Here is a 16,280-nt window from a genome sequence, read left to right as displayed (position 1 = left end):
CATGCTCGTCAACACAACCATGGCGGAGCTGTCTGACCTGACGTTCCGCACCGCATTCATCGTCTACATCGTGGCGCTGATTCTGGCGTTCATCTACTACGGCCGCGTCAACAGCGTCATCGAGGCGCGCCGCGAGGCCCTGGCGGAGCAGAAGGTGCTGGTTGGCGCTGGGGGACCGGAGGTCGTCGAGAAGCAAAAGTCCGACGAGGACATGATCGCCAACGCCCGCAAATGGGCCGGCATGACCCAGGCGCTTGTCTGGGTCGGCGTGGCGCTGCACCTGGTGGCGTTTGTCACCCGCGGGCTCGCCGCCGGGCGGTTCCCGCTGGGCAACCTGTACGAGTACATCCTGTTCATGACCGCCGTGATCATGGTCGTCGCCGCCGTGGTGGTGCAGCGCAAGAACTGGCACACCGTCTGGCCGTGGCTCCTGTTCCCCATGGTCATCGCGATGTTCTTGAACTCCACGGTGTTCCACATGCAGGCCGCGCCCGTGGTGCCCGCGCTGCAGTCCTACTGGATGCCAGTGCACGTGTCTACGGTGTCCATCGGCGCGTCCGTGGGCCTGGTCTCCGGCGCGTTCGCGCTGTTGTACCTGCTGCGCATGCGCCAGCCGCGCGGCGAGGAGCACGGCGTCCTCGGCGCGATCGCCCGTCCCTTGCCGGACGCGAAGACGCTGGATCAGATCGCGTACAAGACCGCGGTGGTGACGCTGCCGCTGTTCGGCATCGGCATCGTCTTCGGCGCGATTTGGGCCGAGGTGGCCTGGGGGCGTTTCTGGGGCTGGGACGCCAAGGAAACCGTCTCCATGGTCACCTGGATCCTCTACGCCGCTTACCTCCACGCACGTGCGACGGCCGGCTGGAAGTCCACCGCCGCCGCCTGGATCAACGTGTTCGCCATGGCCATGACGATCTTTAACATGACCTACGTCAACACCGTCGTCGCCGGCCTGCACTCCTACGCGGGGCTGAACTAGTGAAGGTGCTGATCACCGGCGGTGCCGGCTACATCGGGTCCACCATTGCGTCGTGCTGCGCGGACGCCGGGATCACCCCGGTGATCCTGGACGATTTCTCCACCGGCCTGCGCGTCTTCGGCCAGCGCTTCGCCTGCTACGAGGGCGACGTCGCCGACGAGGCGTTGTTGGAGCGGGTGTTCGGCGACCACCCGGACATCGACGCTGTAATCCACTGCGCCGCGAAGATCGTCGTGCCCGAGTCCGTGGAGCAGCCGCTGGTCTACTACGACAACAACGTGGGCAAGGCCATCACGCTGCTGCAGGTGCTGGAGCGGCACGGCGTGCGCCGGTTCGTGCTGTCGTCGACGGCATCGATGTACGAGCCGGGGGAGGACTACATGGTAGACGAAACCAGCGCGGTTGATCCCCAGAGCCCGTACGCGGCGTCGAAGTGGCTGTTGGAGCGGGTGCTTCGCGACGAATCCGCCACCGGCCACTTAGGCGTCGTCGCCCTGCGTTACTTCAACCCGATCGGCGCCGACCCCGCGCTGCGCACCGGCCTGCAGAACCCGCACCCCACCCACGCGATGGGCAAGATGATCGAGGCCCACGCCGCCGGCGAGCCGTTCACCGTCACCGGCGTGGACTGGCCCACCCGCGACGGCTCTGGCCTGCGCGACTACATCCACGTCTGGGACCTCGCCCGCGCGCACGTCGCGGTGCTGCAGCGCTTCGACTCCGTGGTGGGGGATTTAGGCTACGACGTGATCAACCTCGGCACCGGCCAGGGCACCACCGTCTTCGAGCTCGCCGAGGCGTTCGGCGAAGCCACCGGCACGCCACTCGAGGTCCGCACCGGCCCCGCCCGCCCCGGCGACGTGGTCGGCAGCGCGTCGCGCACCGACAAGGCGAGGTCGGTCCTGGGGTGGTCCGCGGAGCGCTCGCTTGTCGACGGCGTCCGCGACGCCCTCGCCTGGGCCGAGAAACTGCCCGCAGTGCTCGCCGAGGAAGAGGGCCTGAAGGAGGCCGGCCGATGAGCGACGCCCACCACAAACCCCGCAACAAGCAGGGCAAACCCGCAAGCGACGACCCGGTGCTGATCGCCCTCGGGGAGCAGATCGCCTCCCGGCGCCGCGCCGCCGGCCGCCTCCAGCAGGACGTCGCCGACGCCGCCGGGGTCTCCCGCTCCACGCTGCACACCATCGAGCACGGCAGCGCCGGCGTGCGCTGGGAGAAGGTCATCGCCGTGGCGGCCGAGCTCGGCCTGAAGGTCGGGTTCACCGAGGCGTAGGGGGTTCCGCGGGCAGCCGCCGGCCGCCGCGCCTGGGACTCCCGGCCGCGTTCCGCCCCGCCGCTGACACTCCGCGGCGGAATCTGTCAGGCAGGCCCTATTTCCCCAGGTCGGCGCAAACGGCTGCCGTGATCTGTCAGGAATCTGGCGCCTTTTCGAAATTTGTTCACTCTCAGGCTCGTCGCGAGTGAATAAATTTCGGGCGACCGGGTCGCGACCTGGGGAAATGTGGCCCGCCGCCCCGAGAAATGGGCCCGAAACCCGAATTTGTTCACTGGGCTAGTGAACAAATCTGGATAGGGTCCGCCTAGCCCCAAATATCTAGCTGTCGTCGCGGCGCTGGCGGCGTTCTTCTTCCTCCCGGCGCTTGCGCTCCGCCTCTTCACGCGCGCGGCGCTCCTTGAACCGGTTCTTTTCGATGTTCCAGAGGAACTCTTCGTCGTCGTCAGGCCCCTTGATCACGGGTTTCTGCTCCACCTGCGGCTGCGAACCGCCGCGCAGCGACCCGTAGCGCTCGGCGGAGCCGGGGCCGAACGCGCGCCAGAGCAGCACGGCGGCCAAGACAACCAATGCGAGGAGTAGCAACCTTCCCATGGTTTTAAACATACTTGGCCACCGGATAGGGTGAACAACCGTGACTGATCAACGTTCTCCGCAGGTGGACCCCGAGGCGAAGTCCCGGGCGAACAAGGCCGTGGCCATCTACGGCTTGGACCGCCTGCTTTTGTTCATCGCGCTGACGGTGGTGATCCAGCTCGCCGCGGTGCTCATCGGCGCGCCGGTGCCGGTGATCATGTCGGCGCTGTTGGCGCTGATTGTGGCGTTCCCGCTGTCGATGCTGCTGTTTAAGCGCCACCGCATTGAGGCGAATGAGGCGGTCGCGGAGCTGAAGCGCCAGCGCCGGGCGCGCAAGGACTGGATCCAGTCTGAGCTCGCCGATCGCTAGCTTGCTTATCGACGCACCAAAGGTCAGTCCCGCCGCAGCTCATGGCTCAGCGCCTCGAGCTCGCCCCCGCCGGCCATCTGGTGGGTCAGCTCTTCGAGGGTGACTTCGGAGCGTGGCGCGTCGAGCTCCTGGTGGCCGAGCTTCAGAATGGTGAAGTGGTCGCCGACCAAGAAGGCGTGGTGGGGGTTGTGGGTGACTAGCACGACGGCGATGCCGCGCTCGCGGGCGGCGGCGACCATGCGCAGCACCGCCCCGGACTGTTTCACGCCGAGTGCCGCGGTGGGCTCGTCGAGGATGAGCACGCGGGCGCCGAAGTAGACGGCACGCGCGATGGCGATGACCTGGCGTTGGCCGCCGGAGAGGTTGCCGGCTTCGACGTCCACGTCGGGGATGTCGATGCCCATCTCTAGAAGCTGCTCGGAGCAGATCCGTTTCATCTCCGCCTGGCGCAGCACACCGAAAGCGCCCGTGAGTTCCTGGCCGAGGAAGAAGTTGCGCCATACGCTGAGCTCGTCGACGATCGCCAGCGTCTGGTGGACGGTGGCGATGCCGGCGCTGATGGCGTCGCGGGGGGAGGTGAGGGTGGTGGCGGAGCCGTCGATAAGCATGGTGCCCGAAGTGGGTTGATGCAGGCCCGACAGAATTTTGATCAGGGTGGATTTGCCGGCGCCGTTGTCGCCGAGCACGCAGGTGACTTCGCCCTCGCGCACGGCGAGGTTGACGCCGCGAAGCGCCTCGAAGCTGCCGTAGGACTTGGTGATGTTTTCCAGTTCGATGACAGCCACTTAGCGCCCCTTGGTGTATTTGGCGAAGGAGGTGTTCGCGAGCACCGCCACCAGCAGTGTCGCGCCGAGGAAGAACTTGAACCAGTCCGGGTTCCAACCGGCGTAGACGATGCCCTGGTTGGTCATGCCGAAAATCAGCGCGCCGATGGCGGTGCCCACGGCGGTGCCGCGCCCGCCCGTCATGGCGCAGCCGCCGATGACCGCGGCGATGATGTAGAGGAACTCGTTGCCCACGCCCTGGCCGGCCTGGATGGAGTCGAAGGCGAACAGGGTGTGCATGCCCACAAACCACGCGGCGAAGCCGATGCCCATGAACAGCAGAATCTTCACGCGGCGCACCGGCACACCCACGGCGCGGGCGGCCTCGGCGTTGCCGCCGACCGCGGTGATCCAGCCGCCGAGCTTGGTGCGGAACAACACGAACGACGCCACGGCCACGAAGAAGATCCACCACAGCACGGTGACCGAGACGCGCACGTTGCCGATGTGGAAGTTGCCGGCGAACACGGCGTGGGCGGACGGGAAGCCCTCCATGTCTGCGATGGTCGGGGTGGCCACCTGGCCGGTGACCAGCTTCGTCACCGCCAAGTTCAGGCCCTGGAGCATGAGGAAGGCCGCCAGGGTGATCAGGAAGGAGTCGATGCCGGTGCGCGTGACCAAAAAGCCGTTGAGCGCGCCGATGGCCAGCGAGATCCCCAGCGCGAGGAACGCGCCCACCCAGGAGTTTAGGTGCAGGTTGTAGTTGAGCATCGTCGCGGCGAGCGCGGCTGTGGTCACGGCCACGCCTGAGGAGAGGTCGAACTCCCCGCCGATCATGAGCATGCCCACCGCCAGCGCCACAATGCCCAGGGTGGAGCTGGCGTAGAGCGTGGTGGCCAGCGCCTCAAACGAGCGGAACGCCGGCGCCACGGAGAGGAAGAAGACGAAGATGGCGATGAAGCCGAGGAGGCTGGCAAACTCCGGGCGGCGGATCAGGCGCGCGAACCCGGTGCGGGTTTTCAGACGGTCGTCCCTCATCGCATGCCCGCTTTCGCGGCCTCTTCGACCTTGTCCACGTTGGTAGCGTCCACGAAGCTCGGGCCCGTGTAGACGGGGCGCCCGCCGCCGAGGGTGCCGCCGTTGCGTTTTGCAATCCATAGCGAGTCCACCGCCAGGTAGCCCTGCAGGTACGGCTGCTGGTCCACGGCCCACGCCACGCGCCCGTCCGCGATGGCGCCAACGAGCTCCGCGTTGGTGTCGAAGGTGGACACCTGCGCCTGCGCGCCCGACTGGTTCACGGATTCCACGGCGCGCATTGCCACCGGCGCCTGCAGCGCGAACACGGTGTCGAAGGAGCGGTCCTGGGAAAGCTTCGAGGTGATGGTGGACTGCACGGCGGTGAGGTCCTGGCCGTTGACGTACAGCAGCTCCACCGCGTTTGAGTCGCCGCCGAGGCCGTCGCGCACACCGTCGCAGCGCGCCTCCTGCGAGGAGTTGCCCTGCTCGTGGATCACGCACAGCACCTTCTTCTTGCCTTCCTCCTTGAGGCGCTCGCCGGCGGCGCGGCCGGCCACGGTCTCGTCCTGGCCGAAGAAGCCGGTCAACCCGTAGTCCTGGTACGCGGTCATGCCGGCGTTCAGGCCGACCACGGGGATGCCGTGGTCCACGGCGTCGCGCGCCGCTGGGCCGATCGCCTCCGCATTCGGCATGGTCACAGCGATGCCGTCCACGCCCGCGTCCACCGCGGAGCGCACGAGGTTCGCCTGGTTGGGCGCCTGCGGGTCGGAGGAGTAGCGCAGCTCGATGTTGTCTTTCTTCGCGGCGTCCTCGGCGCCCTTGCGCACGAGGTCCCAGTAGGTGTCGCCGGGCGCGCCGTGGGTGACCATCGCCACCACGTACCGCGGGGTGTCCACGCCGCCCGCCGTGCCGCTGCCGTTTTCGTTGCGGGGGGCGCCGCCTGTCGACGAGCATCCGCCCAACACCGCCGCCACCGTCAGTAGCGCGGCTGCCACTGTTTTCCGTGCCTTCTTCATTGCCAAAGTGTGAACCACCGCATTCGGTGCGTCAAGCGGGCTAGACGTATTGACCTGAGACGTTAATTGGCCGAGATCCGCCACGCTGGGTAAACTCTGCCTCATGTACTCAGGCATCGCTTCCATGAAGCTGCGTTCCGCCCGCTGACGGCGGCGGGACCCCTTCTGATCTCTCGTCTGCCGTCCTGGCCATCTGCCGGGCGGTCATTTAGTGCTGCCCGGCTCCATGACGAGCTGAGAGTACGAAATGCCAATCACACCAACCTTGCGGTCATGTGTGTGGAATGGAACGCCCCGCGGGCCAGTCGCACACATCCGTGCCGAATCAATCCACATCACCTTGGGAGACAGGCACCTCCTGAACGGGCTGGATGTCACCGTCTCCGCCGGCTCACGCCTGGCGATCGTCGGCGACAACGGCCGTGGTAAGACCACCTTGCTCCATATCTTGGCGGGGCTCCTGACCCCTGACTTGGGAGTAGTGACCCAGATGGGTTCCCTCGTCCTGGTCAAGCAGGACATGCCCACTGAGGGCAACCGCACCGTCGGCGATCTCATCGCCGAAGCGACAGCTCCCTCCAGGGCTGCACTTGAGGCACTCGACGTGGCGAGCGCAGCACTCGCCGCAGGAAACGACGCGGCCGATGCCTATTCCGCAGCGCTCGAGACCGCCACGCTATTGGATGCCTGGGATGCAGAAAGGCGCGTGGACATCGCACTTGCAGGCCTTGACGCTTGCAGCGACCGCGCCCGCAAACTGTCGACCTTGTCGGTCGGGCAACGGTACCGGGTCCGGCTTGCCGTCGCACTTGGATCGACCCCTGACCTGCTCCTGCTGGACGAGCCCACGAACCACCTCGACGCTGCAGGACTGTCCTTCCTAACCGAACGACTGCGTGATCACCCCGGTGGTCTGGCTCTGGTCAGTCACGACCGCGCCCTGCTGCGTGATGTGGCGACCACCTTCCTGGATCTCGACCCGACCCGAGATGCCGTGCCGCGAACCTACTCGGGTGGCTACCAAGGCTGGATTGAAGGTCGCCGACGAGAACGCCTCGTGTGGGAACAGGACCACGCCGCCCAGGTCGCCCGGCACAAGGAACTGACACGCGCTGCAGCCGAGGCACGCTCCCGCCTGTCTCAGGGGGGATGGAGACCTGACAAGGGCACAGGCAAGCACCAACGCGCCACACGCGCTGCTGGAGTGGTTCAAGCCTTCAACCGACGTATAGAAGACCTGGAACGTCATGAGATCGACGTGCCGGCACCGCCACTGCGTCTAGCGTGGCCCGCCTTGACAACTCGTGCCGGACAGAGCATCGTGAACGCCACCGAAGTTGCTGTGAAGGACCGGTTGGACACTCCGGTGTCGGTTGACGTGAACGGCGGTGACCGGTTGGTGGTCACCGGACCAAACGGCGCGGGAAAGTCCACCTTGTTGGCAGTTCTTGCACAGCGTCTGGCCCCCACCACGGGACATGTGCGAGTGAACCCTACAGCGCGCATCGCTCTGCTGTCTCAAGAGGTCTCCGACTGGGATCACTCCAGCTCCGCACACGAGGTCTACGAGGCGTACCTAACAAAGCTGGGCCGCCGATCTCAGGCGCCTACTCTCGGCTCGCTCGGGCTGCTCGAGGCCTCTGCAACCAACACGCCCGTGGGGCGCCTGTCGCAAGGACAGCAACGCCGACTCCACCTGGCCATATGTCTGGCACAGGACCCAGACCTGCTGCTCCTGGACGAACCCACCAATCATCTGTCATCGAGCCTCGTCGACGACATCACCACCGAGCTCCAACAGGCCTCCTGCGCGGTGATCGTCGCCACCCATGACCGGCAGATGCTCCACGACTTTACCGACTGGCCCCACCTGAACCTTGACTTGAAGGACATGCCATGAACCCGCTTCACCCCTTGACCATCCCCACGTACCGCCAGTTGTTCGCAGCGATGGTGCTGACCATCTTCGCCCAGGGCGTCTGGGCCCTCTACCTGACCATGCAGACCCTCGACCTGGGCGCCACGCCCGCCACCCTGTCGGGTGTCGTGGCCTGGAGCGGCATCGGCCTGCTTGCGGGATCCCTCCCAGCTGGCGTAATTGCCGACCGGATCCCCAACAAGTCCGTCATCGTGGGTGTGCTCGCCCTGAACCTCGCCATCGCGACCGCGACGTCCACAGCAGCAATCCTCGACTTTGTCACCTTCTGGATGCTCGCGGTCTCCGCGTTCATCAATGGCGCTTCAACCGCTTTCTTCTTCCCCGCCTACACGGCACTGGTGCCAGTCCTGGTGGATAGCGACGACCTCATGGCCGTCAACGGCCTCGAAGGCGCCACCCGTCCCTTGGTCGGACAGGCACTTGCGCCCGCCGTCGTCGGAGCGGTCATCGGCGCAAGCATGCCCGCCGCTGGCGGGTACCTCATCGCAGCAGCAAGCGGACTTGGTCTGCTCGCAGCCCTGCGGCTTCCCACCCCCACCCGCGCCGAAACGGAGGCCGATGCCGACGCTGCGGCCGACTCACCAATCACCGACCTGCTCGATGGCTTCCGCTACGTTTCCCGCACACGCTGGGTCCGCTCCAGTGTCCTGTTCGCGGCCGTCATGGGACTGGTCGTGACCGGACCACTCGAAGTCCTCCTACCCGCTCTTATGCGCTCCTCGCATGACAATGGACCGGCCCTCTACGGGGCCGTCCTGGCTGCCCTCGGCGCGGGCGGGTTGGTGGGCTCCCTGCTGGCGGGGTCGTGGCGCACACCGGAACGCTTCCTGCCCGCAATGGTCGGCGTCTGGGCGCTCGGATGTCTGCCCTTGTCCATCCCGGCGCTCACCAGCAATCCGTGGGCCATCGGTGCAGGACTCGCGTTCTACGGGGCGCTGATCGGGATCGGGATGGTCATCTGGGGAACAGTGCTCCAAGAGCACGTCCCCTTGGAGATGCTCGGCAGGGTCGCCAGCCTCGACTTCTTCATTTCCATCGCCTTCATGCCTCTGTCCATCGCCCTCACCGGACTCTTCAGCCGCTTCATCGACTCCAGAACTCTGTTCATCACCGCCGGCCTGGTGCCACTGGCCACGGCAGCACTGCTCCTAGCCCTGGGTCAACTCAAGATGCCACAGAAGACGCTGGCCGAAGCATGAGAGACCTAAGACACGCCAACATCATCCTCACGCCTCTCCACCGCTTTGCTACCGTGGCGAGCTCGACGGCTGGTTGCACTGGGTTTTCACGATTGACCAACGTTTGAGGTCAGTACAGTTAGAAGACACCGGCGATCAGCAGCATGGCCGGCAGGGCCAGGAAGGTGGTCAGGAACACGGTGTCGCGGCAGATCACTTCGCCGGAGCGGTACGTGGCGGCGTAGTTGTACACGTTCTGGGCGGTGGGCAGCGCGCACAGAATCAGCGCGGCGTACATCTCTTCCGCACTCAAGTGCAGAAGCTTTGCGACGACCCACGCCACGGCCGGCATCCCCACCAGCTTCAGCGCCGTGGCGGTCAGCGTGGGCGCGCGGTGGCTGCGCAGCACCTTTTCGCCGGTCAGGGACGCGCCGAAGCTCATCAGGATCAGCGGGATGGACGCGCCGCCGAGGATTTTCAGCGGCGCGAGCACCGGCTCCGGCACCGTCCACGAGGCGGCGGACACACCGAAGCCGGCGAACGCCGCCACGACCACCGGCGCGGTCAGGCCCGCGACGACGGATTTGCCCACGCCCTTGGCCCCGCGGTCCAACCCGGCGATGACGATGGGGGACAGCACCGCCATCTGCAGCACGAGGGCGGGCACGACATAGGTCGGGTCGCCAAGCACGTAGGTGGCGATGGGCAGGCCGATGTTGACGGAGTTGTAGTAGCTGGCAGACGCCGCCCCCGCCATGGTCTCCGCGGCGTCTTGGCGGAAAGAGGTGGCGCTTATGGCCCAGTAGATCAACATTGTCGCCACCGTGGCGATGGCGATGACGAGGATGACGGGGGAGAAGAAGGCGTCGGTGTCGGACACCGCCACCGAGGAGAAGATCAGCGACGGGGTGGCGACGTGAAACGCGATGCGGTTGAGCTGCAGGCGCTGCTCGCCCGGCCCGATGACGCCCTTGTGGGCCAGCCACCACCCCGCCGCGATGACGGTGAAGATGATGGCAAAACCGGTGAGGACGTCGAGCATAAGTCAGGAGTCTAGGCGGTGGCCTCTATGCACGTGCTGGTCCCCTAGGGCACGACCGTTTGGTCTAGTTGGTGTAGGGCACAGCCCCGGTCGCACTGCCGACCCAGAAGTCCCAGCCGAACCATGCAAACGCCACCGCGGTCACAATCGACCATGCGAGCATTGTCTTGCCGTTCATGCCCAGCACCGGGATGAGGTCTGTGCCGGAGGCGCCGCCGCGCACCTTCATCACGGACGCCACCGCCAGCGGCAGGGCCACCAGTGCGGCCAGGGAAGCCACCGTGGTCATGGCCAGCACCACTGAGATGAAGAACGGGAAGATGGTGAGAACGGTAAAGAGGGTGCGGGATCGTTCGCTGCCAAGCCGTACCGCGAGCGTCCGCTTGCCGGCCGCGGCGTCGGTGGGGATGTCGCGGATGTTGTTGGCCAGGTTCACCGACGCGGAGATCGCGCCGATGGCCAACGCGCACAGGAAGCCCTCCCAGGTGACTATCCCGGACTGGGTGTATTCCGTGCCCATCACCGCCACCAGGCCGAAGAAGATGAATACGGAAAGCTCGCCGAAGCCGGAGTAGCCGTAGGGGCTGTCGCCGCCGGTGTAGAACCACGCCGCCGCGATGCACAGCGCGCCCACGAGCACGAGCCACAGCGCACCCGCCATGGCGGAGAGCACCACGCCGAACACGGCGGCTACGCCGAACGCGATGAACGCCGCCATCTTCACCTGTTCTGGGGTGGCGAGGCCGGAGCCGGTCAGGCGGGTCGGTCCGGTGCGGTCGTCGTCGGTCCCGCGCACGCCGTCGGAGTAGTCGTTGGCGTAGTTCACGCCGACGATTAGCGCCAGCGCCACCAAGAGGGCGAGGACGGCGCGGCCCGGGTGGGCTTGGAGGTACAGTGCGGCGCAGCCGGTGCCGGCGATGACGGGGGCGATTGCGTTGGGCCAAGTGTGGGGGCGCGCGGCCTCCCACCAGTCGCGGATGGTGGCGGAAGAGTTCATGGTCTCCATCATGCACCCTTGCCCCGCGGTGGGCTAGGGTAATGCGCCATGTGGATTGACTACGCCGTGCGCCAGGGGTTTGTGGCGACCGGCGCATTTGTGCGTCTGCCGCTGCTGCTCAACGCCGCGTCCCACTCGGATGCGTCGTTTCCGCAGGACGGCGACACCGTCATATCTTTGACCACCCACGGCACCCGTTTGAAGTCCGCGGCGGCCGCGATTGCGTCGCTGCTTGTGGGCAACGTGCGCTTGCCGGTGCATCTGTGGCTGGATCCGGTGGATTTCCACGCCCGCTGGCCGGAGGCGTTGCAGGGGCTGGCGGACCGCGGCCTGCAGGTGCACGAGTCTTCCGGCGGTTTAGGCCCGCACACGAAGTATTACGGCACGTTCCAGCGCTACCCGGACCGCAACGTGATCACGGTGGACGACGATGTGCTGTACCCGCGTACGTTTGCGCAGAAGCTTATCCACGCTCCTTCGGATACCACCATCACCGCCTACCGCGCCCACCGCGTGGTCTTGGACGAGGAAGGTATTGCGCCCTACAGGCGGTGGAAGCCGGTCAAAACGCCCGGGCCGTCGGTGCTGAACTTTGCCACCGGGGTCGACGGGGTGCGCTACCCGCGGGAGATGGTGCAGTTTGTGGCGCAGCGCGGCACGGAGTTTTTGGATCTCGCCCCGCGCGCCGACGATGTGTGGCTGAATCACTGCGCCCTGCGCGCCGGGTTTCCGGTGCAGCTGGTGGCGGAGCGCTCCGCGAACTTTCCGCTGGTGCCGGGCTCGCAGCGCGTGCGCCTGTCGCGCGTGAACCTTTCCGGTGGCAACGACGCGCAGATTGCGGCGACGTATACGGAAGAAGACGTAGCCAAGCTGCGCGCTGCGGAGTAGCGTTTGGTCAGTGAGTAACACGACCTCTCCGAGGTGGTTCGGGCCCGCGCAGCTGACTGCGCTGGGCTTTTTGGCGCTGATTTTAAGCGGCACGGCGCTGTTGACCCTGCCGGTGGCCTCTGCTGACGGCACCTCAACCGCGCCGATGAGCGCGCTGTTCACCGCGACCTCCGCAACCACGCTGACCGGCCTGGTCACAGAGGACCCCGGCAGCCACTGGAGCATCTTCGGGCAGCTGGTCGTGCTGGCGTTGATCCAGATGGGCGGCCTGGGCATCATGAGCATCACCTCCTTGACCGGCATGTTGCTCACTGGGCGCGTGAAGTTGCGGGCTCGGAACTCCACGGCCGCGGAAGGCCGGCCCATGCTGGAGGGCGGGGTAAAGCGCACGCTTCTGGCCACGCTGCTGCTGACCTTCTTCTTTGAGGCGCTCGTGGCAGTGATCCTGTGCGTGCGTTTTGCCACCACCTACGACATGCCGCTGGGCCGCGCCGCGTACGAGGGCGTGTTCCACGCCATCTCCGGGTTCAACAACGCCGGCTTCGGCCTGCGCCCCGACAGCCTGATCTCCTACAACCACGACGGCTGGATCCTCATCCCGCTGGCGGGCGCGTTGATGATCGGCGGGTTGGGATACCCGGTGCTTGCAGAGCTGGTGCGCCGCGGCCGCGAGCGGGTGCGCGGGCGGTTGAAGGGCACTCCGGTGAGCTCCCGGCGCCTTTCCATCACCACCCGCATGACGCTGAAAGGCACCGCGTTTTTGGTGGTCAGTGCCACGTTGCTGGTGGCGATGCTGGAGTGGCGCGGCTTTTTGTCCGGGATGCCGCTGGGCGTGAAGTGGCTCAACGCGTTCTTTTCCGGGGTGACTCCGCGCACGGCCGGGTTCAACTCCATCGATTACGCCAATGCGCATCCGATCACGCTGATGGTCACGGACATCTACATGTTCATCGGCGGCGGTTCCGCAGGCACCGCCGGCGGCATCAAGCTCACCACCGCGACGGTGCTGCTGGCGGCGATGACGGCAGAGTTCCGCGGCCGCGCCTCCACCACTGTCGGCCACCGCAGCCTGCCCAAGGGTGTGGTGCGCCAGGCTATGACGGTGGCTGCGGCCGGCCTCGGGGCGGTGACCTTGGGCGTGGCCGTCTTGCGCATCTGCGACCCCCAGTTCACCGCCGACCAGGTCAACTTTGAGGTCATCTCCGCGTTTGCCACCACCGGGCTTTCCACCGGCATCACCGCGGATTTGTCCACCCCCTCCCAGCTGGCGCTGTGCCTGCTGATGTACCTCGGCCGCATCGGCCCGTTCACCCTCGTGGCGGCGCTTGCGCTGCGCAACGTCTCCCGCAGGTTCGACTACCCCACAGAAAGGCCCTTCATTGGCTAAGTTCCCTTCTGCCCGTGCGCACACACGGCAGCGCATCAACATCCCTCCGGTCATAGTCATCGGCCTGGGCCGTTTCGGCGGCGCCATGGCGCACGAGCTGACTCGCTACGGCGTGGAGGTGCTGGGCATCGACTCGGACGAGCGGTCAGTGCGCGAGCATGCGCCGATGCTTACAGACGCCATCGTCGCCGACACCACCGACCTCGAGGCACTACGGCAGCTCGGGCTAGAAGACGTCCGCCGCGCCGTGATCGGTATCGGCTCCGCGCTGGAGGCGTCCATTTTGACCGCCTCGAACCTGGTGGATCTCGGCGTGCCCGACATTTGGGCGAAGGCCGATTCCGAGTCCCACGCCCGCATCCTGCAGCGCCTCGGCGTGCACCACGTGGTGCGCCCCGAGTTCGACACCGGCCGCCGCGTCGCGCACCTTTTAGGTGGGCGCTTCCAGGACTTTGCGGAGCTGGCGGAAAACTACGGCGTGATCAAGACGGTCCCGCCGCGTGTCCTGCTCAGCGGGCCGTGCAACGCCGCCCCGCTGTGGGAGAAGTACCGCGTGCAGGTGGTCTCCGTGCGCAACGGCAACGGCGAGTGGCAGCCGTTTGTGCCGGGCCAGGAGTTTTCTCCGTCGGACTTGATTGTGATGGCGGGCGCGCCGGACGACTTGGAGCGTTTGTCCCAGCAGTAGGCGAGTTCGGCAGGTTATGGATCGGTTCGGCTGGGAGTAGTTCTGTCTCAGCTGGTTAGTCTCAGTCCATCTGCAGCACGGCGCGAAGCTCCGCGAATAGCTCCGGGCGCAGCCGGTGTATAACCGACCTGCCCTGGCGGCTCTTTTCTAAGAGACCAGCCTCGGTCAGCTTTTTGAGGTGATGGGAGACTGTCGGTTGGCTTAGCCCAGAGCGTTGCGTGAGCTCGCTCACGCTCATCGGCTCGCAGCCTTCTTCGGCGAGCCTGGAGAGGAGTTGCAGCCGGCCGGGGTCGGCTAACACTTTGAACAGGGCCGCGTAACGCGCTGCGTCGTTTGCGGAAAGCAAGCCGGAGCCCAGCGAGCAGCATTCGGGGCCGGTGTGTGCTGCCGTGGCAACGTAATCTTTCATGCCCCCTACCTTCTCATATTGACAGTGATAAATACACCACTTAGTGTTCGTATTGATTGTCGTCAATAGGTAAGGATTTCAGATGCATGACCCAACCTCTCAGCCAGTAGAGCGCCTATCATTTTTGGACCGGTTCCTGCCGGTGTGGATCATGCTCGCCATGGCGACGGGCCTTTTCCTGGGGCGAGCGGTGCCGGGGCTATCGGGCGCCCTGGAGCGCATGGAGGTCGGCGGGATCTCGCTGCCCATCGCGTTGGGCCTGCTGGTGATGATGTACCCGCCGCTGGCGAAGGTGCGCTATGACAAGACACGCGAGATCGCCACCGACAAGCGCTTGATGGTCGTGTCCATCGTGCTCAACTGGGTTGTCGGGCCCGCGTTCATGTTCGCCCTGGCCTGGATCTTCTTACCAAACGAGCCGGAGCTGCGCACCGGTTTGATCATCGTCGGGTTGGCGCGCTGCATCGCCATGGTGCTGGTGTGGTCGGACCTGGCGTGCGCGGACAGAGAGGCCACCGCCGTGCTGGTGGCCATCAACTCCGTGTTCCAGGTGCTCATGTTCGGCGTGCTGGGGTGGTTCTACCTGCAGATCCTTCCGTCCTGGCTGGGCCTGGAGACCACCTCAGTCGAGTTCTCCTTCTGGGCAATCGTGTCCTCCGTGCTGGTGTTTTTGGGCATCCCGCTGCTTGCCGGGTTGCTCTCACGCATCATTGGCGAGCGCACCAAGGGCCGCGACTGGTACGAGAACACCTTCCTGCCCAAGATTTCCCCGCTGGCGCTGGTGGGCCTTTTGTACACGATTGTGCTGCTGTTTTCGCTGCAGGGCGAGCAGATCACCTCGCAGCCTTGGACCGTGGCCACGGTGGCGCTGCCGTTGCTGTGCTACTTCGTAGGCATGTTCGCCATTGCGCTTGCTACCGCCAAGCTGTCGGGGATGGACTACGCCCAGTCCGCCACGGTGGCGTTTACCGCCGCGGGCAACAATTTCGAGCTGGCTATTGCGGTGGCGATCGGCACGTTCGGCGCCACCTCGGCGCAGGCGTTGGCGGGTACGATTGGCCCGCTCATTGAGATCCCGGTGCTCGTCGGCCTGGTGTACTTCATGCGCGCCATCGGACCGAAACTGTTCCCGGGAGATTCCACCCTTCCTCACTCAAGGAGCCTGACATGAAACCCAGCGTTGTGTTCATCTGCGTCGGCAACGGCGGCAAGTCCCAGATGGCCGCGGCACTCGCCGAGAAGCACGCCGGCGACAGGTTGGACATCCGCTCCGCCGGCACCAACCCCGGCACGACACTGAACCAGGAGTCAGTTGCGGCGATCGCTGAGGTGGGTGCGGATATGTCGGGTGGGGTGCCGAAGGGCGTCGATAGGCAGATGCTCCTTGCGGACCGCGTGGTGGTGCTGGGTGCGGACGCGCAGCTAGACATGCCGGAGGGCCGCACGTTTGAGCGCTGGCTCACCGATGAGCCATCGACCCGCGGCATCGAGGGCATGGAGCGGATGCGCCTAGTGCGCGACGACATTGACCAGCGCGTGCAGGCGCTTATCGCCGAGATGTTGGAGCAGTAACTACCAGGCGGGGGTCACTGGGATGCGCTGCTTGTTGCGGAACCTGGACGCCTGCATGCGCGCCGGCGAGGTGTCGCGGTAGTGGGTGGTGGAGGGGGAGGTTGCGTACTTCGGATTCGTGGACGGTTTGCGGGAGCGTAGCTTCTCGTGCCTCACACCACCGCATTGTGGCACGAATTACACGATTG

General features: G+C 65.9%; 19 protein-coding genes. 11 read left to right on the top strand and 8 right to left on the bottom strand.

Annotated features, from left to right (window positions below):
- Position 1: 1 nt before the first annotated feature.
- The 3 genes from ccsB to O5O53_RS01875 are packed head-to-tail and all read left to right on the top strand — an operon-like array spanning position 2 to position 2,252.
- Positions 2–979 (top strand): c-type cytochrome biogenesis protein CcsB, encoded by a 978-nt coding sequence (ccsB, locus tag O5O53_RS01885; RefSeq protein ID WP_269508505.1) that lies wholly within the window; start codon positions 2–4, stop codon positions 977–979.
- Positions 979–1,998 (top strand): UDP-glucose 4-epimerase GalE, encoded by a 1,020-nt coding sequence (gene galE, locus O5O53_RS01880; RefSeq protein WP_269508504.1) that lies wholly within the window; start codon positions 979–981, stop codon positions 1,996–1,998. Before ccsB ends, galE begins: the two co-directional genes overlap by 1 nt.
- Positions 1,995–2,252 carry a helix-turn-helix domain-containing protein gene (locus tag O5O53_RS01875; protein ID WP_269508502.1) on the top strand — a complete coding sequence of 86 codons (258 nt, stop codon included), beginning with the start codon at positions 1,995–1,997 and terminating at the stop codon, positions 2,250–2,252. Before galE ends, O5O53_RS01875 begins: the two co-directional genes overlap by 4 nt.
- A 321-nt stretch (positions 2,253–2,573) precedes the next feature.
- Here O5O53_RS01875 and O5O53_RS01870 read toward each other — a convergent pair whose 3' ends face one another.
- The gene (locus O5O53_RS01870; protein WP_269508500.1) at positions 2,574–2,846 is read right to left on the bottom strand and encodes a hypothetical protein; all 273 of its coding nucleotides are present in this window, start codon (positions 2,844–2,846) and stop codon (positions 2,574–2,576) included.
- Positions 2,847–2,886: 40 nt separating this feature from the next.
- Here O5O53_RS01870 and O5O53_RS01865 point away from each other — a divergent pair, with 40 nt between their 5' ends.
- Positions 2,887–3,198 (top strand): DUF4229 domain-containing protein, encoded by a 312-nt coding sequence (locus O5O53_RS01865; RefSeq protein ID WP_269508498.1) that lies wholly within the window; start codon positions 2,887–2,889, stop codon positions 3,196–3,198.
- 23 nt (positions 3,199–3,221) lie between these two features.
- Here the strand turns inward: O5O53_RS01865 and O5O53_RS01860 are convergent, their stop codons facing one another.
- The 3 genes from O5O53_RS01860 to O5O53_RS01850 are packed head-to-tail and all read right to left on the bottom strand — an operon-like array spanning position 3,222 to position 5,995.
- Positions 3,222–3,983, bottom strand: coding sequence for an ATP-binding cassette domain-containing protein (locus O5O53_RS01860; protein ID WP_070475269.1), 762 nt, complete (start codon positions 3,981–3,983; stop codon positions 3,222–3,224).
- Positions 3,984–5,000, bottom strand: a complete 1,017-nt coding sequence (locus O5O53_RS01855; protein WP_269508496.1) for an ABC transporter permease — start codon at positions 4,998–5,000, stop codon at positions 3,984–3,986.
- On the bottom strand, positions 4,997–5,995 hold the full coding sequence (locus O5O53_RS01850) for a substrate-binding domain-containing protein (RefSeq protein WP_269508494.1): 999 nt from the start codon (positions 5,993–5,995) through the stop codon (positions 4,997–4,999). The genes O5O53_RS01855 and O5O53_RS01850 overlap by 4 nt, the downstream gene beginning before the upstream one ends.
- A 247-nt stretch (positions 5,996–6,242) precedes the next feature.
- Between O5O53_RS01850 and O5O53_RS01845 the strand changes: the two genes are divergently transcribed.
- Both O5O53_RS01845 and O5O53_RS01840 read left to right on the top strand, forming a co-directional pair.
- Positions 6,243–7,895, top strand: a complete 1,653-nt coding sequence (locus tag O5O53_RS01845) for an ABC-F family ATP-binding cassette domain-containing protein (RefSeq protein WP_269508492.1) — start codon at positions 6,243–6,245, stop codon at positions 7,893–7,895.
- Positions 7,892–9,133, top strand: a complete 1,242-nt coding sequence (locus O5O53_RS01840; RefSeq protein ID WP_269508490.1) for an MFS transporter — start codon at positions 7,892–7,894, stop codon at positions 9,131–9,133. Before O5O53_RS01845 ends, O5O53_RS01840 begins: the two co-directional genes overlap by 4 nt.
- Before the next feature lie 118 nt (positions 9,134–9,251).
- Here O5O53_RS01840 and O5O53_RS01835 read toward each other — a convergent pair whose 3' ends face one another.
- Both O5O53_RS01835 and O5O53_RS01830 read right to left on the bottom strand, forming a co-directional pair.
- Positions 9,252–10,154, bottom strand: coding sequence for an AEC family transporter (locus tag O5O53_RS01835; RefSeq protein WP_269508488.1), 903 nt, complete (start codon positions 10,152–10,154; stop codon positions 9,252–9,254).
- A gap of 64 nt (positions 10,155–10,218) precedes the next feature.
- Complete coding sequence (locus O5O53_RS01830; RefSeq protein WP_269508486.1) at positions 10,219–11,163, bottom strand: 1,4-dihydroxy-2-naphthoate polyprenyltransferase; 945 nt, start codon at positions 11,161–11,163, stop codon at positions 10,219–10,221.
- A gap of 36 nt (positions 11,164–11,199) precedes the next feature.
- Here O5O53_RS01830 and O5O53_RS01825 point away from each other — a divergent pair, with 36 nt between their 5' ends.
- From O5O53_RS01825 to O5O53_RS01815, 3 genes are read left to right on the top strand one after another with little or no spacing between them, the layout of a single operon-like run.
- Positions 11,200–12,039 (top strand): glycosyltransferase, encoded by an 840-nt coding sequence (locus O5O53_RS01825; protein ID WP_269508484.1) that lies wholly within the window; start codon positions 11,200–11,202, stop codon positions 12,037–12,039.
- A gap of 10 nt (positions 12,040–12,049) precedes the next feature.
- Positions 12,050–13,426, top strand: coding sequence for a TrkH family potassium uptake protein (locus O5O53_RS01820; protein ID WP_269508482.1), 1,377 nt, complete (start codon positions 12,050–12,052; stop codon positions 13,424–13,426).
- Positions 13,419–14,111, top strand: a complete 693-nt coding sequence (locus tag O5O53_RS01815; RefSeq protein WP_269508480.1) for a potassium channel family protein — start codon at positions 13,419–13,421, stop codon at positions 14,109–14,111. The genes O5O53_RS01820 and O5O53_RS01815 overlap by 8 nt, the downstream gene beginning before the upstream one ends.
- A gap of 61 nt (positions 14,112–14,172) precedes the next feature.
- Here O5O53_RS01815 and O5O53_RS01810 read toward each other — a convergent pair whose 3' ends face one another.
- On the bottom strand, positions 14,173–14,520 hold the full coding sequence (locus tag O5O53_RS01810; RefSeq protein ID WP_269508478.1) for an ArsR/SmtB family transcription factor: 348 nt from the start codon (positions 14,518–14,520) through the stop codon (positions 14,173–14,175).
- 82 nt (positions 14,521–14,602) lie between these two features.
- Here O5O53_RS01810 and arsB point away from each other — a divergent pair, with 82 nt between their 5' ends.
- Positions 14,603–15,691, top strand: a complete 1,089-nt coding sequence (gene arsB, locus O5O53_RS01805; protein WP_269508476.1) for an ACR3 family arsenite efflux transporter — start codon at positions 14,603–14,605, stop codon at positions 15,689–15,691.
- Complete coding sequence (locus O5O53_RS01800; RefSeq protein WP_269508474.1) at positions 15,688–16,092, top strand: arsenate-mycothiol transferase ArsC; 405 nt, start codon at positions 15,688–15,690, stop codon at positions 16,090–16,092. The genes arsB and O5O53_RS01800 overlap by 4 nt, the downstream gene beginning before the upstream one ends.
- Here O5O53_RS01800 and O5O53_RS01795 read toward each other — a convergent pair whose 3' ends face one another.
- Entirely contained in the window at positions 16,093–16,248 is a 156-nt protein-coding gene (locus tag O5O53_RS01795) for a hypothetical protein (protein WP_269508472.1), read from the bottom strand.
- Positions 16,249–16,280 lie beyond the last annotated feature (32 nt).

The organism is Corynebacterium faecium, from assembly GCF_027257105.1.
Taxonomy (GTDB): domain Bacteria; phylum Actinomycetota; class Actinomycetes; order Mycobacteriales; family Mycobacteriaceae; genus Corynebacterium; species Corynebacterium lehmanniae.
This window is presented reverse-complemented; position numbering and strand designations above follow the sequence as displayed.

Bases quoted from the DNA above. Each gene is read 5' to 3' on its own strand.
- O5O53_RS01870 (WP_269508500.1), bottom strand. From the start codon at position 2,846: ATGGGAAGGTTGCTACTCCTCGCATTGGTTGTCTTGGCCGCCGTGCTG.
- O5O53_RS01810 (WP_269508478.1), bottom strand. From the start codon at position 14,520: ATGAAAGATTACGTTGCCACGGCAGCACACACCGGCCCCGAATGCTGC.
- O5O53_RS01875 (WP_269508502.1), top strand. From the start codon at position 1,995: ATGAGCGACGCCCACCACAAACCCCGCAACAAGCAGGGCAAACCCGCA.
- arsB (WP_269508476.1), top strand. From the start codon at position 14,603: ATGCATGACCCAACCTCTCAGCCAGTAGAGCGCCTATCATTTTTGGAC.
- O5O53_RS01825 (WP_269508484.1), top strand. From the start codon at position 11,200: ATGTGGATTGACTACGCCGTGCGCCAGGGGTTTGTGGCGACCGGCGCA.
- O5O53_RS01845 (WP_269508492.1), top strand. From the start codon at position 6,243: ATGCCAATCACACCAACCTTGCGGTCATGTGTGTGGAATGGAACGCCC.
- ccsB (WP_269508505.1), top strand. From the start codon at position 2: ATGCTCGTCAACACAACCATGGCGGAGCTGTCTGACCTGACGTTCCGC.
- O5O53_RS01800 (WP_269508474.1), top strand. From the start codon at position 15,688: ATGAAACCCAGCGTTGTGTTCATCTGCGTCGGCAACGGCGGCAAGTCC.
- O5O53_RS01835 (WP_269508488.1), bottom strand. From the start codon at position 10,154: ATGCTCGACGTCCTCACCGGTTTTGCCATCATCTTCACCGTCATCGCG.
- O5O53_RS01840 (WP_269508490.1), top strand. From the start codon at position 7,892: ATGAACCCGCTTCACCCCTTGACCATCCCCACGTACCGCCAGTTGTTC.
- O5O53_RS01855 (WP_269508496.1), bottom strand. From the start codon at position 5,000: ATGAGGGACGACCGTCTGAAAACCCGCACCGGGTTCGCGCGCCTGATC.
- O5O53_RS01830 (WP_269508486.1), bottom strand. From the start codon at position 11,163: ATGATGGAGACCATGAACTCTTCCGCCACCATCCGCGACTGGTGGGAG.
- O5O53_RS01850 (WP_269508494.1), bottom strand. From the start codon at position 5,995: ATGAAGAAGGCACGGAAAACAGTGGCAGCCGCGCTACTGACGGTGGCG.